This is a genomic window from Neolewinella antarctica (assembly GCF_011927835.1).
In the GTDB taxonomy this organism is placed as follows: domain Bacteria; phylum Bacteroidota; class Bacteroidia; order Chitinophagales; family Saprospiraceae; genus Neolewinella; species Neolewinella antarctica.
The window spans coordinates 777,799-796,369 of the sequence record NZ_JAATJH010000001.1; the positions used below are offsets into that span (position 1 = coordinate 777,799).

Sequence of the window (18,571 nt, forward strand, 5' to 3'; positions counted from 1 at the left end):
AATAAATTATTTGCTCAACTGTTCAGCACCATTCAAAGTACGTGAAATATAAAGTTCCGTACGGCGGTTAGCCTCGCGGCCTTCTTCAGTTGAGTTGTCTTCTAAAGGCATCATTTCACCGAAGCCTTCACTTTCTAGCCGATCGACGGTGATACCGTTGTCCAGCAAGTACTGACGTACGGAACGGGCACGGGCGTCGCTGAGGTTAAGATTCATGTCTGGGTCACCAACGTTGTCGGTGTGGCCCCGTAGCGCAGCATAAACATCAGTGTTTGCCTTCAGGAAGGCAACCGCATCGTCGAGTTGGTACTTAGACAGCTCCGTAAGTTCTGCGCTACCCGTCTCGAAGGTGACGTACTCGAGTACGAGCGTGTTATCAGCATCGTCCTCCGTCTCCAAACTGGCGTTCGCCGCGGTCAAAAACTCAGCACTCCGCTGAGCTACTTCCGCTGGAAAAAGCATACCGTCGTTAGGATCGTTCTTAGTACCACGTACCGTCGTTAAGTAGAATGATTCCTGGTCCGCCGCCCACTGCGCGAATTCGTCTTCTTCCAGGATGGTGACGGTCCGTGCCATCGACCAGTGGCCGGTTCCACAGAGTTCGGCACAAGCCAGTTCAAAGTTTGCGTTCTCCCAGAGTTGCTTAGTGGGATCTTCCGGGTCAGGGATCTGGTACTCAGCGTACTCACTCAATTCCTTCCGCCACTGCTTAGTCGTCTTGGTTGGTGTAAAGATGAAGTAAGTCGGTAAGCCAGGTACGGCGTCCATCTTCACGCGAAACTGGGGAAGGTAGAAGTCATGGAGTACGTCCATGGCCGTGATGCGCACCCGCACCTTTTGGCCCACCGGAAGAACAACGTGGTTGTTCATGAAGTCATCCGTGTTTTTCGAGTCCGTCCAGTCCTGACCAAGTGGGTTACTACCGGAAATTAATCGGAAGTCCTTTTTCCCGAGCAAACCGTCGGCACCGGGATAGCGCATCGTCCAGAAGAACTGTTGACCAGTCGCTTCAATCTCTAGTATTTCCTCATCCGTTCCAACATCACCCATGATGTCGTTCCACGCATCGAGGCCACCGATCACCAAGAAGGTCATCACGATGGCGGGAATACCCGTCCAGACAATCTCTAACGTATTGTTGTGGGAGATGTACTGAGCTTTTCTTCCCTTCCGCGTACGGTACTTGTAGGCGTAGTAAAAAAGCAGGATGTGGGTGAGAACAAATACGCTGTACGTGACGCCCAAAGTCCAGGCCATCATCGTATCGATGCGCGCACCGTGCGCTGATGCTGATTCGTGCGGACCGTAACCCAGGATCCAGTTTTTGAAGTAAAGGGCGGAGAGCGTAGTGGCAATCAAAAATACCGCGCCGAACGCAAGTAGGTAAATACCGGTCATGTTCGTGTTCCGTGCCTCGATCTCTTCGGGGCCCCGTAACACTTTGGCTAGATCACGCACCTTAGCGATCTGGAAGACGATCATCAGAAGAAGCGCGATGCAGAAAAAGACGATTAATGTTTTCATCAGCTGTGGATTAGCATTCTTAATGAAGCCCGTAAACCTAGAGAATACCTTAGGTAGGACTGTTGCAAAGTTAACGCGGAGACCTACTTTCGGTTACGCGTTTACCCCTTATTTAGATTATGTCTACCGACCTAGGTATGGTGGTGTAGACTCTCCTCAAAGTATGGGTCCCGTTTTGGCTCCAGCGGTGCCTTAGCGAGGGTGCTCAGCACAAAGAAGAGAAAGCCGCCCAGGAAGCCTAAAAAGATTCCGATCTCAAGTAATCCAGGAATCGTGTACCCTGATTTGAACTCCGCACTAGGACTGGTGGCGTAATGCTCACTTCCTTCGTGGTCACTGGTAGCTAAGTCGTCATCAGCGATATTCGGTCCGGGACCTTCCTGATTCTCGATAGCAATCGGAATATTACTCTCAACCGCATCCGGGTGGGTCTCGACGTTGTGGTTGTCTACCAGCGGCTCGTGGGCGTCATCGTGCAGATCACCCTGGTGGCCGGGGCCACCGATGTGCTCACCTTCGCCAACGGCACCGGTATGACCGGGAAGTTCAGCGTACTCGCCTTCGTGGCCCGCGCCGTGAGCACCTTCGTGCTCCTGCATCTCGATCATGGTCAGACGAGCGCCGGGTTTGATCATCTGGAAGAAATCGAACCAGTGGCCAAAGAAAACAAACGCTGCGACAAAAAACAGCGTACCCGCCTTCCGCTTCGTATCGTTCCGCATAAGAACGAAGAAGGGAAGTACGAAATTGAAGGCTAGATTCCCCCAAAAAAGGAAAGGATAGCTGTCCAATCTTTCACGGAAATAAATCGTCTCCTCCCCGATGTTTCCGTACCAGATCAACATGTACTGGCTAAACCACAGGTAAGACCAGAAAATAGAGATGGCAAACAGGTATTTACCTAAATCGTGGAAGTGTTCCGCATTGATGCCCGGGTAATACCCGCGGCTCTTCAGGTAGATCAACAGCATGATGGTCAGCGCCGTCATGGCGACGAAGAGCGAAGCCGTAGCGTACCAAGCGAACATCGTGGAGTACCAGTGCGCATCGAGCGACATGATCCACTGCCAGATCAGGGCGGCGGAACTAAACCCAAAAAACACCAGGAACGGAGCCGCGTACTTCTTGATTCTCGCGTGGTGACCGTACGCTGCGGTGCCGTTCACGTCTTCGTCAATACTGATACTACGAATGCGGCCAAGAACGAAATACCAGATGCCGACAAACACTACGGTAGCAATCGAGTACCAGTATTTGTTAAGGAATGATTGCTTGTGGTTTAGGATTACGTCGTGGGCGACGGCGGCGTCATCGTTCCAGTGATACATGTGGTTATCGTGGGTAAACAAACCAACCATAATGATACCCATCAGGAACAAACCGGGAAGTAAGAACATCCAGAAGCTCTCCCACACCCGCTTGAATTGCACGAACCAGCCAGCATAGGCAGTCGTAAAGGCACAGTAGGCAAAGCCAGCGAGGGCGGCAATGCCCGTGAAAAATACGGTATTGTGGAGCAAGTTGGTCCAAAAGCGCATGTGGTGTCCCTCACCACCGTCAACGAAATAGCTAAGTACGAGTAGTAGGAAACCGAAGACGGCCAGACCACCGGTTGTTGCTTTAGCGCGGGACGAGAATACGAATGTCTCCATCAGTAGATGTATGTTAATGCGGGGGCCGCAGCCACCAAAATTCTAAATAGGTGGTAGTAATTACTTCTTACGGAGCTGATTGCTTTCCGCTTCGGTCTCTTCGGAAGAAAGCTGATCGGCTCCCATTGCCTCAGCATCATCCGTCATTCGTACGCCCCCGGCCTGCGCCATTGGCGTGCCGTAAGTAGGATTCAGGGTGTTGACATCCTGATCGTACTCGGCACCGGCATCCTTAGCCTGTAAGCTGCGGATGTAGTGGATTACTTGCCACCGCTCTTCGTAGCTGATCTTGTCTTTGTAGGCACCCATCGCGTTATAACCGTACTGAATTGCGTGGTAGAAACGGCCGTTGTTGGCTGCCTTGAACTCGTCGGTCAAAAAGTTGGCGGGCGCGAGTGGGTAGGCTGCATTGGGGTTTTGGTCTTCATCGTAAATGTAACCCAGACCGTTTCCTTGCGCACCGTGGCAAATGCCACAGAAGATGTTGTACAAGTTGGCTCCACGAACCATCCCAGCCTCCGTAATGGGGAAAGGATTGTCATTCAACTCCGCGAGCGCACGTTCTCTGCCTTCGGGGGAGTCCTCGTAGTAGTAAGGGACAAATCCGTTGGTTGGCGTGCTGATGCCGTTTTCACTCTGCTCGGCAAAAGTGTAACTGTGCAACTCGTCGTCCGCACCTTCCGCTGGCTCCGGATTGGGAGCACCGGCCAGGTAACGACCAGCGTAACCACGCGGCACGGCACCCTTAACGGTTACCCGGGGGTAGACCAGCTTAGCCAGTTTGATCGTCGAGCGATCATCCCACGTATTGTAATAGTAGTAGTTATAGGTATTCGCCTCTTGTGCCAGCGAGTGTGCCATGTCCGGCATGTACTCACTACCCGCAAAGTTCTCGTCCGCATCGCTGCAGGATGCCAGGATAATGGCAAGAGAAAGGGACAGTACCAGTATGCGCAAATCTTTCATGCTATATACTTCATGAAGGCCAATTGACCTTCGGTTATTATTTTAAACTACGCCTCCATTTTAGCCAGGGGCGCTGTCGCGGGTGCAAAATCATTCGGTATGCGCAAGGATGGCGGGTAAAAACCCCTACCCTGCTCCACCGAAAATCTATTCACCCGCGACCGCGCCCAAACTAAATTTAGGCGGTGTATTTGTTGTGAACGCTTTCGGCACCGGTCTCGGCGAAAAACCCGCGCAATCCGTCGACTGAATCGCCGTCCAAATCAGTGGCGTCGAACGCCAAACAGAATTTATCGTCCGTAATCCGGTCGTGCAGGCGGCGTGGTTCCGCACCCGGGCCGAGGCCACACACGATGTAGAAAACCAGTACCATGCCTACGGCGGCGAACAGTACCGTTAATTCAAACGTGATCGGAATAAATGCCGGAACGGACCAGTAAGGCTTTCCACCGAAAATGATTGGCCAGTCGCGCGTAAATACCCAGGTCATGAACCCGAACCCGAACAGACAACCGATTGACCCGAAGATAAAGCCCGCCTGGTGCAGACGACTTTCCTGTAGGCCAAGCAGCGGATCGAGCCCGTGGACGGGGAAGGGCGTGTAAACATTATCGATTTCCAGGTGAGCTGCATTGGCTGCCTTAACGGCATCGAGCAGTTTTACCTCGTCGTCGTAAAGGCCGAACAGAATATTGCGGTGGGTGGGGTCGATTGCGGAATCGATCTGCGTCACTCCACTATGTGCAATTGCGTGTGCCATATTATTATCTATTTGCGGGGTGATTATTTGATTTCTGTGTCGGTACTACCATCGATGTCTACCGTGCCTCCGGATGAAATGTCATTCACTTCACTCGGAATTTTCGTACCGTGATGAGCATCATCGTGGTGGTGCGCGGTGGGGCCGATGTACTGGTCGCCGGACGTCTTCAGAATGGACTTGATCTCCGCAATGGCTACTACCGGGGCAACCCGTGTAAAGATTAGGAACAAAGTAAAGAAAAGACCGATCGATCCGATGAAAATACAAATCTCGACCCAGCTTGGAACGTAGTAAGACCAGCTGGAAGGCAGATAGTCCCGTGATAAAGTCGTAGCGATGATCACAAAACGCTCGAACCACATACCGATGTTGATGAAAATCGACATGAAGAAGGTCCAGAAGAGGCTGGTGCGCAAGCGCTTGCTCCAGAAAATCTGTGGGGAAAGTACGTTACACAACATCATTCCGATGTAAGACCAGTAATAAGGCCCGAGGACCCGGTTCAGAAACGCGAACTGCTCGTAGATGTAGCCTGAGTACCAGGCGATGAACAGCTCGGTCAGGTAGGCAACACCAACGATCGAACCGGTCAACAGAATGACCTTGTTCATCGATTCGATGTGCTCGATGGTGATGTAGTCCTCCAGGTGCAACACCTTACGGGCAATCAGCATCAGCGTGAGTACCATCGCGAAGCCGGAGAAAATAGCCCCCGCCACGAAGTAAGGGGGGAAAATCGTCGTGTGCCATCCGGGGATGACCGAGGTTGCGAAGTCAAAGGATACAATCGTGTGTACGGAAAGTACGAGCGGCGTAGCGAGTCCGGCGAGAATGAGGGAAAGTGATTCCCAACGCTGCCAGTGCTTAGCCGAGCCGTTCCAACCGAACGATAATACGCTGTAGATCTGCTTCCGCAATCCCTTCGCCCGGTCGCGGACCGTAGCGAAGTCAGGAACTAGTCCTGCGTACCAGAATAATAACGATACCGTGAAGTAAGTGGAGATGGCGAATACGTCCCACAGGAGCGGGCTATTGAAGTTCACCCACAACGGACCCCGCGTATTGGGGTAAGGGAAGATGAAAATAGCTAACCAGATACGGCCCATGTGGATGAGCGGGAACTGACCGGCACACATGACGGCAAAAATCGTCATGGCTTCCGCCGCCCGGTTGACCCCCGTCCGCCACTTCTGGCGGAACAGCAACAGAATAGCCGAGATAAGCGTACCGGCGTGGCCGATACCTACCCACCAAACGAAGTTAGTAATGTCCCAGCCCCAGTTGATCGTACGGTTCAGGTTCCAGGAACCGATTCCGACCCAGACCGTCCAGGCGACGGCAAAGGCAAACATACCGAGGCACATCACGGAAAGGATGAAGGTAATGACCCAGCTCAGGGAGGGCGCCGTTTCCGTCGGGCGACAAATGTCCTCCGTGATCTGGTGGTAGGTTTTGTTCCCCGTGATTAGCGGCTTACGAACGGGTGCTACATGTCCACTCATGTTATAAAATATTGTTGAGGTGTCATCCTCATTATCCTGACGCAGCATATGCCGCGTCGTAAATTATTGGTTAGGACGCCAAACTAGTCTGAGCTAGTTTGGCGCAGCAACTTAAGCCAGTTCCTCCATCGGGTTGTGAACGCGGGCGGCGTAGAATACGGCGCTCTGTGTGTTCACTTCCTCGAGGGCGAGGTAGTTCAAGGGGTTGTTCAGCTTCTTAGCTACTTCACCCTGTTTGTTATTACGGTCACCGAACGTGATTGCACCGGTCGGGCAAGCGGTTTGGCAAGCCGTACGGACATCGGAGTCACGCAACTGGCGCTTCTCGACTTTCGCCGTCAATTTACCCGCCTGAAGACGTTGAGCGCAGAAGCTACACTTCTCAATCACGCCACGACTACGTACCGTCACGTCGGGATTGAGCACCATTCTGGTAAGGTTGTCCGCACCGAAGGCAAGTTCTTCGTCCTGAAGGCTAGGCTCGTTGGAGCTGAACAAGTCACCGGTAGTGAAGTCCAACCAGTTAAAGCGGCGGACCTTGTAGGGGCAGTTGTTCGCACAGTACCGGGTACCGATACAGCGGTTGTAGATCATTTGGTTCAGACCCTCGTCGCTGTGCTGGCTGGCGTTTACCGGGCAAACGTTCTCGCAGGGAGCGTTGTCACAGTGCTGGCACATCATCGGCTGGTAAACGGCACGAGGGTTTTCTACGTCGCCGTAGAAGTAACGGTCGATCCGCAACCACTTCATTTCGTGGTGGCGCCATACTTCATACTTACCTACGACGGGTACGTTGTTTTCAGCAACACAGGCTACTTCACAGGCAGCGCAACCAATGCAGGCGGTCAGGTCGACGTGCATCGCCCACCAGTGACCCTGGCTGTAGATGTTCTCCGCGTATTCTTCGTAGGGGTAAAGCGTTTGCTCGTTAAGGTGCTGGGCTTCGGTGCGACGCTCCAGGATCTCTTCCTGGAGTTCAGGTAATTCAGCGAAAGTGCCCTGGAAAATAATCGAGCGTTTGGTGAGTCCACCCTGCAAATCACCGACGCTACCACCAACACCATTCATGACCGTAGCCTCATCAACGTGGTACGGTTCGAGGTATTCTTTTTCTTCTTCCGTGAGGGCACGGTCCAGTTCGATGTTCTCACCGTTACGACGATCGTGGTAGAGCATTGCGCCGGATTCTGACTTGGTCGTCAGACCCATCGTGTGGTGGTACTGTACGCTGGCAAACTCTTCTTCGTTATCGACGACGCCGGATACTTCCGCACCGGTGATGTAGTACTGAACGTAGCCATCAACGACGGGCAGCCAGGGGTACACGTTGACGCCAATGTCATGGCCAATGGCGCGGCCCGACATGCCGGTGACCTTGCGGCCATAGCCTACCGCGAGGACAAACGTATTTTCCAATTGGCCAAACTGCCGTACTACGGTAACGTCCGCGGGCGCAAACTCACCACCGGGGCGGAGACTTACGATGTCGGCCTTGCCCTTGTACTCTTCTTCGTTGAGATCGTTGTATGCGGTGTACTCGTACCCACCTTCCCACTTCACGGGGATGGCCAAGTAGTTGCCCCAGACCGTCCGCGTAATGGGGTCCGGACACTCCTGTAACCACGGGTTATTGGCGTAAATACCGTTACCGACGTTCACCGTTTCACCGAAACTAACCTCCTGACCGGTAGCAGCCTGGTTGACTCGGGCCCCTGCACCCGCGACCGCGCCACCGTTAAACTGGACGGCAGCCGGTAGTAATACGGACGAGGTATCGCTCCGCATGGTAAGTGCAGCATCAGAAGGCGCTGCGGACGCACTCAGGGAGATGACCCCGTCGTGTAGGGCTGAGTCCCAAAAAGCTTGGAAGGTGGTAAAGTTACCCTGACGCGCGAAAGCAGTAGCCTCCCAGGTGGCTTTTACAAATTCCAGGTAAGGCTGTTCGGCGTCGATTTGGTACTTTGCGGACTTAGCCCAGGTCAGGAAGGATTCCCCCGCCTGGCGCGTACCGGCGCGGCCTACACTTTCGAAGATCGGCGTAATGGTAGGCTGGATGAGAGATAATTCCCCCTCCACGGCCTCTATGTCACCCCAACTCTCGAGGAAGTGATGGTCGGGTGCAACGTAGCTACACAGGACGCTGGTGTCGTTCGGTACGCCACTGAGACTTACCGCAACGTCGGCTTTACTGAGATTTTCCGCAATGGTCTTTCCCCAGGGATTGTCGTAAGCTGGGTTAGCACCTTCCAGAACGAAAACCGCATCGATACGGTCTGCTTCGAGTTCCTGCGCAAAACGGGCGATCGCTTTGTCGTCACCCTTCCGCTGCATGCTCCACTTATCCGTAGTTATCGTTGTGCCGTAGCTACCGAGCTTTTCGTTGATGGCGTTAACCAGCAACTGCTCCGCCAGGTTATTGCTGGAACTGATTACCAGGCTGCGGCCACGGTTGCGGTTAAGCTCCGCGCCGACGGCAGCCAACTTATCACCGGCGGTTCCGGATAGAGAAGCGTTACCACCGTCACCAACAACTGCATTGTACAGCGCGAGGATGGCTTGGCCCTGCTCGCTCGGCTTTACCATAATTCGGTTGTCAGCATTCGAGCCGGTAAGACTCATGCCGCTCTCTACCTGAACGTGGCGGGACATCTTGGCCGCATTCGTTTTACGACCCTGAACGTAGTCTCGGGCGTACTGTACGGGGCTGATCCACGTTCCGAGGAAATCCGCACCGAAACTGACGATTGTTTCCGCGCGATCAAAGTGATACTTGGGGATGGCGCGCTTGCCAAACGTGGCCTGGTTTGCGTCGAGCATGGCGGCCGAAGAAACGGGGTCGTACTGAACAAGCTCCGTGTTCGGATAAGTAGCTTTGAATTCTGTAATTGCGGCGAGCGTAGATGGGCTCATCAGCGTGTGGCTGAGGATACGAACCTGCGCGTTTGCGCTGAGCTTACCGACGATCTCCGCGTCGATTACGTCCCAACCGTCATTGTCGGTAGCGTTACGCTTCATCTTGGTGATCCCATCCACGATGCGGTACGGACCGTCGAAACGGCTGGTGTCGTAGAGACCAAGAATGGATGCCTGAACGCGGGCGGTCGTGCCACCCTGCGTTAGCTTACTCATGCCATTTCCTTCAATCTTGATGGGCCGCCCTTCGCGGGTCTTAACCAGAATGGGGACGTAGTCTCCACTTTGAGCAAAAGTCGATGCGAAATACGTTGCAACCCCGGGGACGATGGTATCTGGCTTAGTAACGTACGGGATAGCCTTTCGTACGGGGATATCACAGGAAGCAATCGTAGCGGCGGTCATGCCGAAACCGAGGTATTTCAAGAAATCACGCCGGCTGGATTCCAGCCGTGGATTTTCCAAATTATCGGAAACGGGGGCACCGACTTCGTTATCGGTGGCTTTGAGGTACTCAGCACTGGAAGCGAGCTGATCGGTACCTAACCAGACTTTATTTGTGTTCTTACTCATTCCCTGGGGAGGATTTCTATCTTGTTGTAAGTGCGTAGGTGACTAAAGTCCCGTACGTTTGGAAGAAGGTACTACCAACGTTAGTTAGTAGTGGCAGCGTTGACAGTTAAGACCGCCGACGTCTTCTACCGTGACGGCGCTACGTACTCCGTCCTCGATCTCGTTGTGGTAGCGTTCGTACGCTTTGTAGTAGTCGTTTTCTTCGAACTGTACCTCCGTTTGCCGGTGACAGTTAATACACCAACCCATGCTAAGGGGTGAGTACTGGTACACGAGTTCCATCTCTTCGACCGGTCCGTGACAGTTCTGACACTTCAGTTTACCCACCGTTACGTGCTGGGCGTGGTTGAAGTAGGCATGGTCGGGGAGGTTGTGGATGCGTACCCATTCTACCGGTCCGGCAATCTTGTCGTCGCCCGTGTAGCTGTTCGTCAGGGAAGCTTCGATGGCGTCGAGCTGGCGCTCGGTTTCGTCTTCCACTTCGTCGAAGTCAATGTCAGCGGGGTTTTCGTACTCCTTCTGTTGGTTCTCGAGGATCCAGCTTTCGTAGATGTCCTTTACTTCGTCGTTGGTGAGGTTCTCATAATCCGCGATGTAAGCGTCTGCCTTCGGGTCGTAACCGATGGCGGCGTAGATCTTGGTGATCTCTGCCGTGCCGTACTGACTTCCGACCTTGATGGCGCGGTGACAGTTCATACAGGTATTGACGGCGGGGATGACGGAGTGCTTGGAGCGGCGGGCACCATCGTGGCAGTACTGACATTCGATCTGGTTGAGACCAGCGTGCGTGACGTGACTGAACTTGATGGGCTGCTCGGGTTGGTACTCCTGCTGGCGACCGAGGTCGATGGCGCTGTTCACCGTGGTGTAGCCACCGAGGACTACCAGGGCGAAGACCACAAAGGTGATGACGCCTTTGCTCGTTAGGATGTCAATCAGCGTTCTGCGCTCGGTGGCCGTTCCTTCGTCCGCGGCGACGCGGTAGCGCATGTTACTGGTAACCCGTGCGAGGATGAGTGATAACAACAGTAGAGAGACACCGAGGATGACAAAGATCCAGGTGTTGTCGGCTTCTTCCGTAACTACCTCGACGATTTCTCCGCCAACGGCGACTGGCTTCCCTTCTCCGGTGTACTCACCTTTGATGTAGGCGAGTAGATGCTCCACGTCCTCGTCGGCTAAGTTAGTGTAGTTGGACATCACCGTAGGCTTCCAGTCGTTCCAAACCGCAATGGCACGTGCGCTTTCACCGGAAGAGATGAGTGCTTGAGACTGCTGCACCCAACGGTAGAGGTGCTCACGTGGCTCGCCGGCCCACCTTTCTTGTACACCACCCAGAGCGGGACCGGTAGCGGGGTCCTTCATGTTCTTGTTGTGGCAAGAGCCACAAACGTTGGATTGCCAGAGGGCCTTACCCTTGGTGTAATCACCTGCCCCTGCGGCGACACCACCGGGTTCCGGGGCGGCTGCGGACGTGGCCGGGTCATCGGCAACGATCGACTCGGCGGTGGTTTCTTCTGCTTTCTCATCCTGAGCGAACGCGGTGAGGTTGCCTAAAAAGAGGCAACAGAGCAGAAGTAGAATCTTGGTCAAATTATGCTGGTATGCCATTAACAATTGACATTTAAGGAGTTGCGGAGGAAAAGGTGAAAACCACCCTCCCTGAAGTGGTGCAAAGATACTTTCGTGACATTTCTTTAACAAACATACGCACCTAAGTGGGCCTTATTTAGATGCGGTCTACGTAAAGACCACAAAAAGACCGCAATTTGTCCCAGTTTTGGGCGAGGCCGCAGGTGCAAACTTATTTGGAAAGAGAGCGGAAAGGATGTACTTGCAACCGGAGAACCTTAAACCTGTTGCCAAAAACACGATAATAAGTCCGGGCGGTTACCTTTGCCGGTCACAACCAAACAAACACAGCGATTATGTCCGACGCCCTCAACAGCATTGCCCCCGAAAGCCGTATCTGGATATACGCCGCCGAACGCGAACTCACCGCGACCGAAACCAAAAAGGTACGCGCCGAAATCCAGGCATACGTCAAGGAGTGGGTCAGCCACCGCAAAGAACTCAAAGCTGCCGCCGACGTCCTCCACGACCGCTTCCTCGTCGTTGGGGTGGACGAAACACAGGCCGAAGCGAGCGGCTGCTCCATCGACGGCAGCGTCAATAAAATCAAAGAAATCGGTGCGGAAATTGGAATCGACTTTTTTAACCGGATGCGCTTCAGCTACCGCGATCAAAAGGGACGCATCAATACCGTCTCAAAAGATCAATTCAAAGAACTTTACCACGGCGGGAAGCTGCCCAACGATACCATCGTCTTCGACACACTCATCAAAGAAGTTGGCGAGCTGCGTCAGATTTTCGAACGGCCCCTGGAAGATAGCTGGCACTCGCGGATGGTCTAAATCCCACTATCTAGCTACCTGCCACCTTTGATCCCGGGTGGTAAACGTAAAAGCCCGGAACGCAATCATTGATTGTGTTCCGGGCTTTTCTCGTTCGGGGATTTACAGACTAGAGATCGCGTTAGCGGACTAGTACGAACTGGCCGTCCCGCTCAACCTCCACGCCGTCAACGCTGAAGCGCGCTACGTATAGATAGGTACCAAGATTTTGTGGCTTCCCGTTCCTGTCACCATCCCACCCGGCAGTCGGGTCAGTACTCTCGAAGACTTCCTGTCCAAAACGGTTGTAGACGGATAAGCTATAATCTTCTACGGACGTCCCCGTCTCGAAAAAGACACGAAAGTTATCGTTAGTGCCGTCTTTGTTCGCGCTGATGATTTCCGGAATGCTGAAAAACCCGTCCACGTCAGGAGCCTGGATGATCGGTAGGCTGAACTGGCCCTCGCCGTCGCAGTCCGTTTCGCTCGTTGCAAATACGGAGTAAACGAGCGACGGGCTTCCCCCCGGTGCGACTACCGTGATGGTCGGTCCGTCCCCGGTCCCCGGGCTCCCATTACCGCTCCAGGCCAGGTCGCCGTCGTACCCCGCGGGTAAATTGGCGATTGAGAAAATCACCGTTTCTCCCTCCCGTACGCCTTCGGCGGGAACGGGCGTTCCGTCGGGCAGAGTGGCGATAACCTCGAGGAACAAATCCGGCGCGATGTTGACCGTGTACGTTGCCGAGGAGGGACAATCGGAGTCCTCCGCGGTTACGGTTATCTGGTAGGTCACCGGTTCGTTAGTCGTCACGACGGGGTTTAGGCAATCCGTGCAACTAAGCGTATTGAGGGGGTCATCCCATTCCAGCGTACCGCTCGGTGCGCTGGGGTCGAAACTAACCGTGACCGGTAGCGGCACTCCCGCACAGACGAAAGGATTTGGCGGGTCGAAGATAAGGATGGGTGGCTTGATGACGTTAATTTGGATGAGTGCGGTATCGACACACCCACCGTTGGTCGTCACGCGCGCGTATTCCGTCGTGTCGGTTGCGGTAAAAACGCCATTATACGAATCATTGGCGCTCTGAATCCCGGGGTTGACGATCCATTCGTGCTGTACAAGTTTATAATCCTCGACGTCGAAAATGGTACCCAGCAAGTAAAAAGTGTCCCCGATACAGTAAGGATCTTTGACCGGCTCCGCGGTAAGCCCAGTATTATCCGCCAGCGCCAAAAAGGGGGGCAAAGAGTCTACTCTGATGGCAAGCGAGTCGACCTGCGTACATCCATTTACTTCGGCGGAAGCGTAGTAGGTAATGTCGCCCCGGGGGTTGACCCGGATAGAAGGACCGGTGGTGGCACCAACAATGCCAGTCGTCGGGAACCACGTGACCGCCCCCATTAAGCCCGCGGAGGGGGAGGCCGTCAGGCGGATGGAAGAGTCGTCATTACACCGAAAGACGGTGTCCTGAGCCGACTCATCTTCGGCTGAGATGTTTAATTGACTGTTGATTACATCGATGCGTACCGTTTGCGTGTCGGCACAGATACTGTCCGCACTCGTAGCGATCAAAGTGAAGGTGACACCCTGCGCGGTTCGCGGCAGGAACGTACTATTGACGTCCGTGCTGTCGACCAGAAATCTGCCCGGAGTAAACTCGTAGGTCGTCCCCCGGCTGTTCGTTACCTCACTCTGCACCAGCGTCAGCGCCGAATTCTGACAAATAGCGGTGTCACTTACCAAACGCGGGACGATGAGTTGATTGACGTTGACGTAAATACTATCGGAGGCCGTGCCCGTGGCATTACTCACCGTGACGACGTAAAACCGACTCACGACGGGCCGCACGAAGGGGTTAGGATCATCGGGCTGGCTGATGAACCCTTCGACGGGCCGCCACGTCAGGCCCGCATCGTTCACGTTGTTAGTTTGCGTCAGTTGCAGCGAGTCCCCCCGGCAAATCGTGACGGTGTCCGGATTCGTGATGGTCACCGAAACCGAATCCATGCCGCCCTGAAAATTCGGGTTTTCCGGCGCGGACGCGGGAGCAGAGAACAGGGGTAGGGAGCAGAGCAAGAGTACGCACTGAAAGAGGAGGGAGGACGAGAATAGCTTCATAACTGAGCACCCGGGTTTGGTAGTCCGGCCAGATGAAAGACCGGGTTAATTGGGCTGGCAAAGTACGAAAATATCCCCCACCCGGACGTTAAAGTGCGGGAACAATACGGGGCAATGACGGCAACACTACCGAGCCTTCATCCAATTACGCGTGTCGGTTACCGTGATCAAGCCGTAATCATTTCCCCAAGCCTGGTTGATGTAGTTGACGATGTTGACGATCTGAAACTCGGTGAGTTCCTTATTGCCCGGCATGGGTTGGTTATACATAACGCCGTTGACGACCATTGGCCCCTGCATCCCGTGAACGATTCCGTGCACGACCGCTGAAGGATTTTGCCGCAGGTAGTCCGACCCCGCCAGCGGGGGGATCAATTGACGCAGTCCTTCCCCCTGCTCCATGTGGCAGTTGGCGCAGTGTACGTCGTAGAGCGCGTGCCCTTGTTTGTGGGTGGTCCGGCCACAATTTTGCACCGAAAAAATGACCAGTAGGAGTGACAGTACGATGATGGCTTGGCGCATGGGCGGGTATTACCCCAAGCTAAAGCACGGGGCCACCACCCGGTTGCGGTTTACGAGGAATATTGCGGTAATGTTACTGGGTACCCCGGGTGGATACGATCGCGGTGCCACAACAGCATTTCGTAGTGTCGCGAGAAAACTACTTACTCGCCGTGCCCGCCAAAAATTCGTAGCTCAGTATCGCCGCCACCACGGCGTCGGGTTCGGGTGAATCCGCCCGGTACTGAAAATAGACGGGCTGCACGCTCTGGTCGACGTCCGCGAGGTCAATTATTAATTCGTTGACGCCAAGATTCGTTTCGCTTTGCTTAATGTCAGCCGTACCGATTATTTTACCGGTCGTCGGGTGACCGGATAGCACGCTAATCGTCCCGCCGGAAGTCATGCCGGGTGACAGGGCAAGTTGCGTTCTGATTTGTCGCACCCCGGTTAGGTCGATATCGCCGTAGCCAGACCAACCACCGCTCGTCGCTACCAGCACGTCTGCGTCACGCTCCCCCAGCGGATTATTCTTAGCGTCGACGTGCAGCGCCGTCGCCCGCTCGCTACTGGAAAAGAGGTCCGCCCGGACCAGCGGATTGCGGAGGACGACCACCTCTTTAGTTGTCAACCGGGGCAAACCGTCTCCCCCACCCTCGTCCGTGTAACTCGCCTGCAGGATGTACCGACCGGGAATATTCGGACGGTGCTTATTTAGTGCGACGGTCCCTTTAGCCGGCAAGCTGTACTGACCCGGCGGTGGGCCGGCCAGGCTCAAAATGTAATTCGCCATTTTCTCGGCGTCCTTCACGGGGATGTCCGGATGGGCCGCCATGGCGCGTTCCCCCCACACACCACCACCGCCGGAAATGATTTTGCCCGCCAGATAAGCGGGTGCTTTCGGGTCGGGCCGGTACCGCTCGGCGACGGTGAGAAAGGCCGGGCCACTACTAGCTTCGTTGAGCAAGTGGCAGCCAGCGCAATCACTTTCCGACATCAAGGATTTGCCCGCCGCAAAGGCGGTGCTCTGCCCCGCAATTTGGTGACCGGCTTCGACCTGTACAATATCTTCTCCTTCCAGATAATCGAAGGTAACCGTGATGTTGCGCGGGTCGATGTGCTGATCTTCGGCGTCGCTGGCGGTGACGCTGTATTCCAGGCGTCCGTTACCATAAAAGAATGTTTGGTTGCCCGCCACCGCTACGTTGACTTCGGGCAGGCTGTTGCCAATGAGTAGTTCCGTTTCCATACTGGTTTCTTTTCCCTGACTGTCGGTAACGACGAGCCTAAGCACTTGCCGCCCCTGAGTCGTGGCGGTATAATCGAGTAACGGACCATCGCCGATGACCCGATCACCAAGCAACCACTTAATGGTTATTTCGTCACCGTCGTTGTCCGCGCTCTTGCTGCCGTCCGCTACGATACGGAACGGAGCGGCGCCAATGACGCTGGCTATCTCCAGTTGGGGGACCGGCGCGCGATTGCCGGCATTATACCGAACCCGGAGCAGGCGCGCGTCAGCGCTACGTTTGAACCATTTTTTGCCGTACTCGATCACGTACAGATCACCTTCGGGGCCAAAGAGCATATCAATGGGGTGCAGCAACTCGGTGTTGGGCATGAAGGGCTCGAAGTCCGTGACGTACCCGGTCTCGTCGAGGTTTGCGACCATGACGTAGTCGCGAATCCAGTCGTAAAAGAAAAACTTACCGTCGTAATATTCCGGAAACCTGTGTTCGCTGTCCGCGTAATCCGCCCGGTAGAATACCGGCCCGGCCATCGCGTTTCGCCCGCCACTGCCCAGGGAAGGAAACTCCTCGCCGACGGCGTAAGGGTAATAGATCATCGCGGGTTGAGCGGGTGGGAGCGCTTCGGCACCGGTATTGTACTTACTCTTGTTGAGGGGATTAGCCGGGTCAAAAGGTTTTCCGGTCGTGCCAGTCGCAAAATCTCTTTCGTGGTAGGGTTTATTGTCACCGATGAACATGGGCCAGCCAAAAAAGCCGGCTTCCCGCGCTACGTTCACTTCGTCGTGCCCGCGTGGGCCTACGCCCAGGCTGTCCCGGTGCGCATCCGGCCCGACGTCGCCCCAGTAGACGTTGCCGTTGTGCTGGTCGACGTGGATGCGAAAGGGATTGCGCATTCCCATTCCGTAGATTTCGGGTCGGCCCGCGGCGGGGTCCGTGAAAAGATTTCCCTCGGGGATGGTGTAAGAGCCATCTTCTTCTACCCTAATGCGCACAATACCACCGCGGAGATCCTGCGTGTTACCCGAGGACCGTCTGGCGTCAAAGTTTGGGATGTCCCGACTATCGTCAATCGGGGAAAACCCGTCGGATTTGAAGGGATTGGTATTATCACCGATGGATAAGTGGAGTAACCCCGTGCCCCCGAATTCAACGCTTCCACCGGAATGACAGCACCGATTTCGGTCGGTAGGCACCTCCAGAATTACCTGCTCGGTAGCCAAATCGATCTCATCTTTTTTGAATTTAAAGCGCGATAGTCTATTGATGGATTCATCGCCCGGGGGGCTGTAGTAGAGGTAGGTCCAATTATTCTCCGAAAAATTCGGGTCCAAAGCCAGGCCCAGGAGGCCATCCTCAAACTTCGTCCAGACGTCAATCGTCGCCACGTCCAGCACCATTTCGTAATCATAATCGTAGAGCTTTATCTCCCCACCGCGTTCGATCCAGAGGGGGCGGCCATCTGGCAGCACCTCTAATTCCATGGGTTCCGTCATCCCCGTCACCAGTGCTTCCGTCTGGAAGCGGTTCTCCTCCGGTGCCTTCGCGACGTCAGCGTAGTTCACGGGTGCATTATTTCCCCACAGGTATTCCATTGCCCCCGTAATGTGCTGGATAAATTTTGGGTCGGTATAGCTTTCTTCAGTGTGCCCGACGCCGGTGTAAAAGGAACGGCCCCGCTCAAAATCGCGATACCAGGCGGTCGGGTGAAAGTCGCCGTTCTCCCCTCCTTCGTAGGTTGACTCATCCACGGCCAGCACGGGTGTAATGCCTTCCTCAATATTCTTGTAATTATACCACTCATCGAATCGTGTCCATGTTTCCCCCAGGTGGTTAACCGACTGGTGGTCGGGAGCCAGTACCTTGATGGTTGCGTTCTGATGCTTAGGGTGGCTCAGAAAATAGGCGCCGCACAGTTCATTGTACCAGGGCCAGTCGTACTCCGTGTCGGCGGCGGCGTGAATCCCCAGCCAGTTGCCACCGGCTTTCATGAACCGTTCCAGCTCTTTCTGCTGCCCATCGTTGAGAATATCGCCCGTGGTACTCAGGAAGACCAATAAGTTATAGTTTTTCAGATTTTCCTCGGTGAAGACAGTAGCATCTTCGGTCGTGTCGACCCGGAAGCCGTTGTCCTTGCCGAGTTTAAGGAACATGTCCTTGCCGTTTTCAATAGATGCGTGCCGGAACCCCGCGGTCTTTGAAAAGACCAGGACGCTTCTGTTCCCCTTCCCGCCGTCACAGCCGAAAAGTAGAAAAGTCAGCATACTGATGATGAAAATGATGACTGCCGGTGACAGGTACCTTGTTGTCTGACCCATTGTTTGATTATAACTGTTGTTGGAGGAACCTTAACTCAAAACGAACACAAAATTTAAATCTGCTAAAAGTAGACAAATCGAACGATTTGTCAAAGGACAA

11 protein-coding genes are annotated in these 18,571 nt (G+C 54.4%); 1 reads left to right on the top strand and 10 read right to left on the bottom strand.

The annotated features are described in order from the left end of the window. Nucleotides 1–6: 6 nt before the first annotated feature. From GGR27_RS03210 to GGR27_RS03240, 7 genes are all read right to left on the bottom strand, one after another. Nucleotides 7–1,524, bottom strand: a complete 1,518-nt coding sequence (locus GGR27_RS03210) for an OmpA family protein (RefSeq protein ID WP_168035938.1) — start codon at nt 1,522–1,524, stop codon at nt 7–9. Between the two features lie 131 nt (nt 1,525–1,655). Then, nucleotides 1,656–3,176 carry a hypothetical protein gene (locus tag GGR27_RS03215; protein ID WP_168035939.1) on the bottom strand — a complete coding sequence of 507 codons (1,521 nt, stop codon included), beginning with the start codon at nt 3,174–3,176 and terminating at the stop codon, nt 1,656–1,658. Between the two features lie 60 nt (nt 3,177–3,236). Next, nucleotides 3,237–4,142 (bottom strand): c-type cytochrome, encoded by a 906-nt coding sequence (locus GGR27_RS03220; protein WP_168035940.1) that lies wholly within the window; start codon nt 4,140–4,142, stop codon nt 3,237–3,239. A 178-nt stretch (nt 4,143–4,320) separates the two neighbouring features. Further along, nucleotides 4,321–4,902, bottom strand: a complete 582-nt coding sequence (locus GGR27_RS03225; protein ID WP_209037866.1) for a DUF3341 domain-containing protein — start codon at nt 4,900–4,902, stop codon at nt 4,321–4,323. Nucleotides 4,903–4,925: 23 nt separating this feature from the next. Next, on the bottom strand, nt 4,926–6,407 hold the full coding sequence (nrfD, locus tag GGR27_RS03230; RefSeq protein ID WP_168035941.1) for an NrfD/PsrC family molybdoenzyme membrane anchor subunit: 1,482 nt from the start codon (nt 6,405–6,407) through the stop codon (nt 4,926–4,928). Nucleotides 6,408–6,518: 111 nt separating this feature from the next. Further along, entirely contained in the window at nt 6,519–9,893 is a 3,375-nt protein-coding gene (locus GGR27_RS03235; protein ID WP_168035942.1) for a TAT-variant-translocated molybdopterin oxidoreductase, read from the bottom strand. An 84-nt stretch (nt 9,894–9,977) separates the two neighbouring features. Continuing rightward, the gene (locus GGR27_RS03240) at nt 9,978–11,486 is read right to left on the bottom strand and encodes a c-type cytochrome (protein WP_245184382.1); all 1,509 of its coding nucleotides are present in this window, start codon (nt 11,484–11,486) and stop codon (nt 9,978–9,980) included. A 335-nt stretch (nt 11,487–11,821) separates the two neighbouring features. Between GGR27_RS03240 and GGR27_RS03245 the strand changes: the two genes are divergently transcribed. Beyond that, a complete protein-coding gene (locus GGR27_RS03245) occupies nt 11,822–12,307 on the top strand; it encodes a hypothetical protein (protein WP_168035944.1) in 486 nt (161 codons plus the stop codon). A 121-nt stretch (nt 12,308–12,428) separates the two neighbouring features. On the opposite strand, the gene GGR27_RS03250 is transcribed toward GGR27_RS03245, so the two are convergent. The 3 genes from GGR27_RS03250 to GGR27_RS03260 form a co-directional block, all read right to left on the bottom strand. Next, nucleotides 12,429–14,405: a gliding motility-associated C-terminal domain-containing protein gene (locus GGR27_RS03250; protein ID WP_168035945.1), complete on the bottom strand. Its 1,977-nt coding sequence runs from the start codon at nt 14,403–14,405 to the stop codon at nt 12,429–12,431. Nucleotides 14,406–14,531: 126 nt separating this feature from the next. Beyond that, nucleotides 14,532–14,927 (bottom strand): c-type cytochrome, encoded by a 396-nt coding sequence (locus tag GGR27_RS03255; RefSeq protein WP_168035946.1) that lies wholly within the window; start codon nt 14,925–14,927, stop codon nt 14,532–14,534. Nucleotides 14,928–15,066: 139 nt separating this feature from the next. Continuing rightward, nucleotides 15,067–18,471, bottom strand: coding sequence for a ThuA domain-containing protein (locus GGR27_RS03260; protein ID WP_168035947.1), 3,405 nt, complete (start codon nt 18,469–18,471; stop codon nt 15,067–15,069). Nucleotides 18,472–18,571: the final 100 nt, after the last annotated feature.

Coding starts and splice junctions, on each gene's coding strand:
- GGR27_RS03215 (WP_168035939.1), bottom strand. CDS start 3,176: ATGGAGACATTCGTATTCTCGTCCCGCGCTAAAGCAACAACCGGTGGT.
- nrfD (WP_168035941.1), bottom strand. CDS start 6,407: ATGAGTGGACATGTAGCACCCGTTCGTAAGCCGCTAATCACGGGGAAC.
- GGR27_RS03220 (WP_168035940.1), bottom strand. CDS start 4,142: ATGAAAGATTTGCGCATACTGGTACTGTCCCTTTCTCTTGCCATTATC.
- GGR27_RS03250 (WP_168035945.1), bottom strand. CDS start 14,405: ATGAAGCTATTCTCGTCCTCCCTCCTCTTTCAGTGCGTACTCTTGCTC.
- GGR27_RS03245 (WP_168035944.1), top strand. CDS start 11,822: ATGTCCGACGCCCTCAACAGCATTGCCCCCGAAAGCCGTATCTGGATA.
- GGR27_RS03255 (WP_168035946.1), bottom strand. CDS start 14,927: ATGCGCCAAGCCATCATCGTACTGTCACTCCTACTGGTCATTTTTTCG.
- GGR27_RS03225 (WP_209037866.1), bottom strand. CDS start 4,902: ATGGCACACGCAATTGCACATAGTGGAGTGACGCAGATCGATTCCGCA.
- GGR27_RS03210 (WP_168035938.1), bottom strand. CDS start 1,524: ATGAAAACATTAATCGTCTTTTTCTGCATCGCGCTTCTTCTGATGATC.
- GGR27_RS03260 (WP_168035947.1), bottom strand. CDS start 18,471: ATGGGTCAGACAACAAGGTACCTGTCACCGGCAGTCATCATTTTCATC.
- GGR27_RS03235 (WP_168035942.1), bottom strand. CDS start 9,893: ATGAGTAAGAACACAAATAAAGTCTGGTTAGGTACCGATCAGCTCGCT.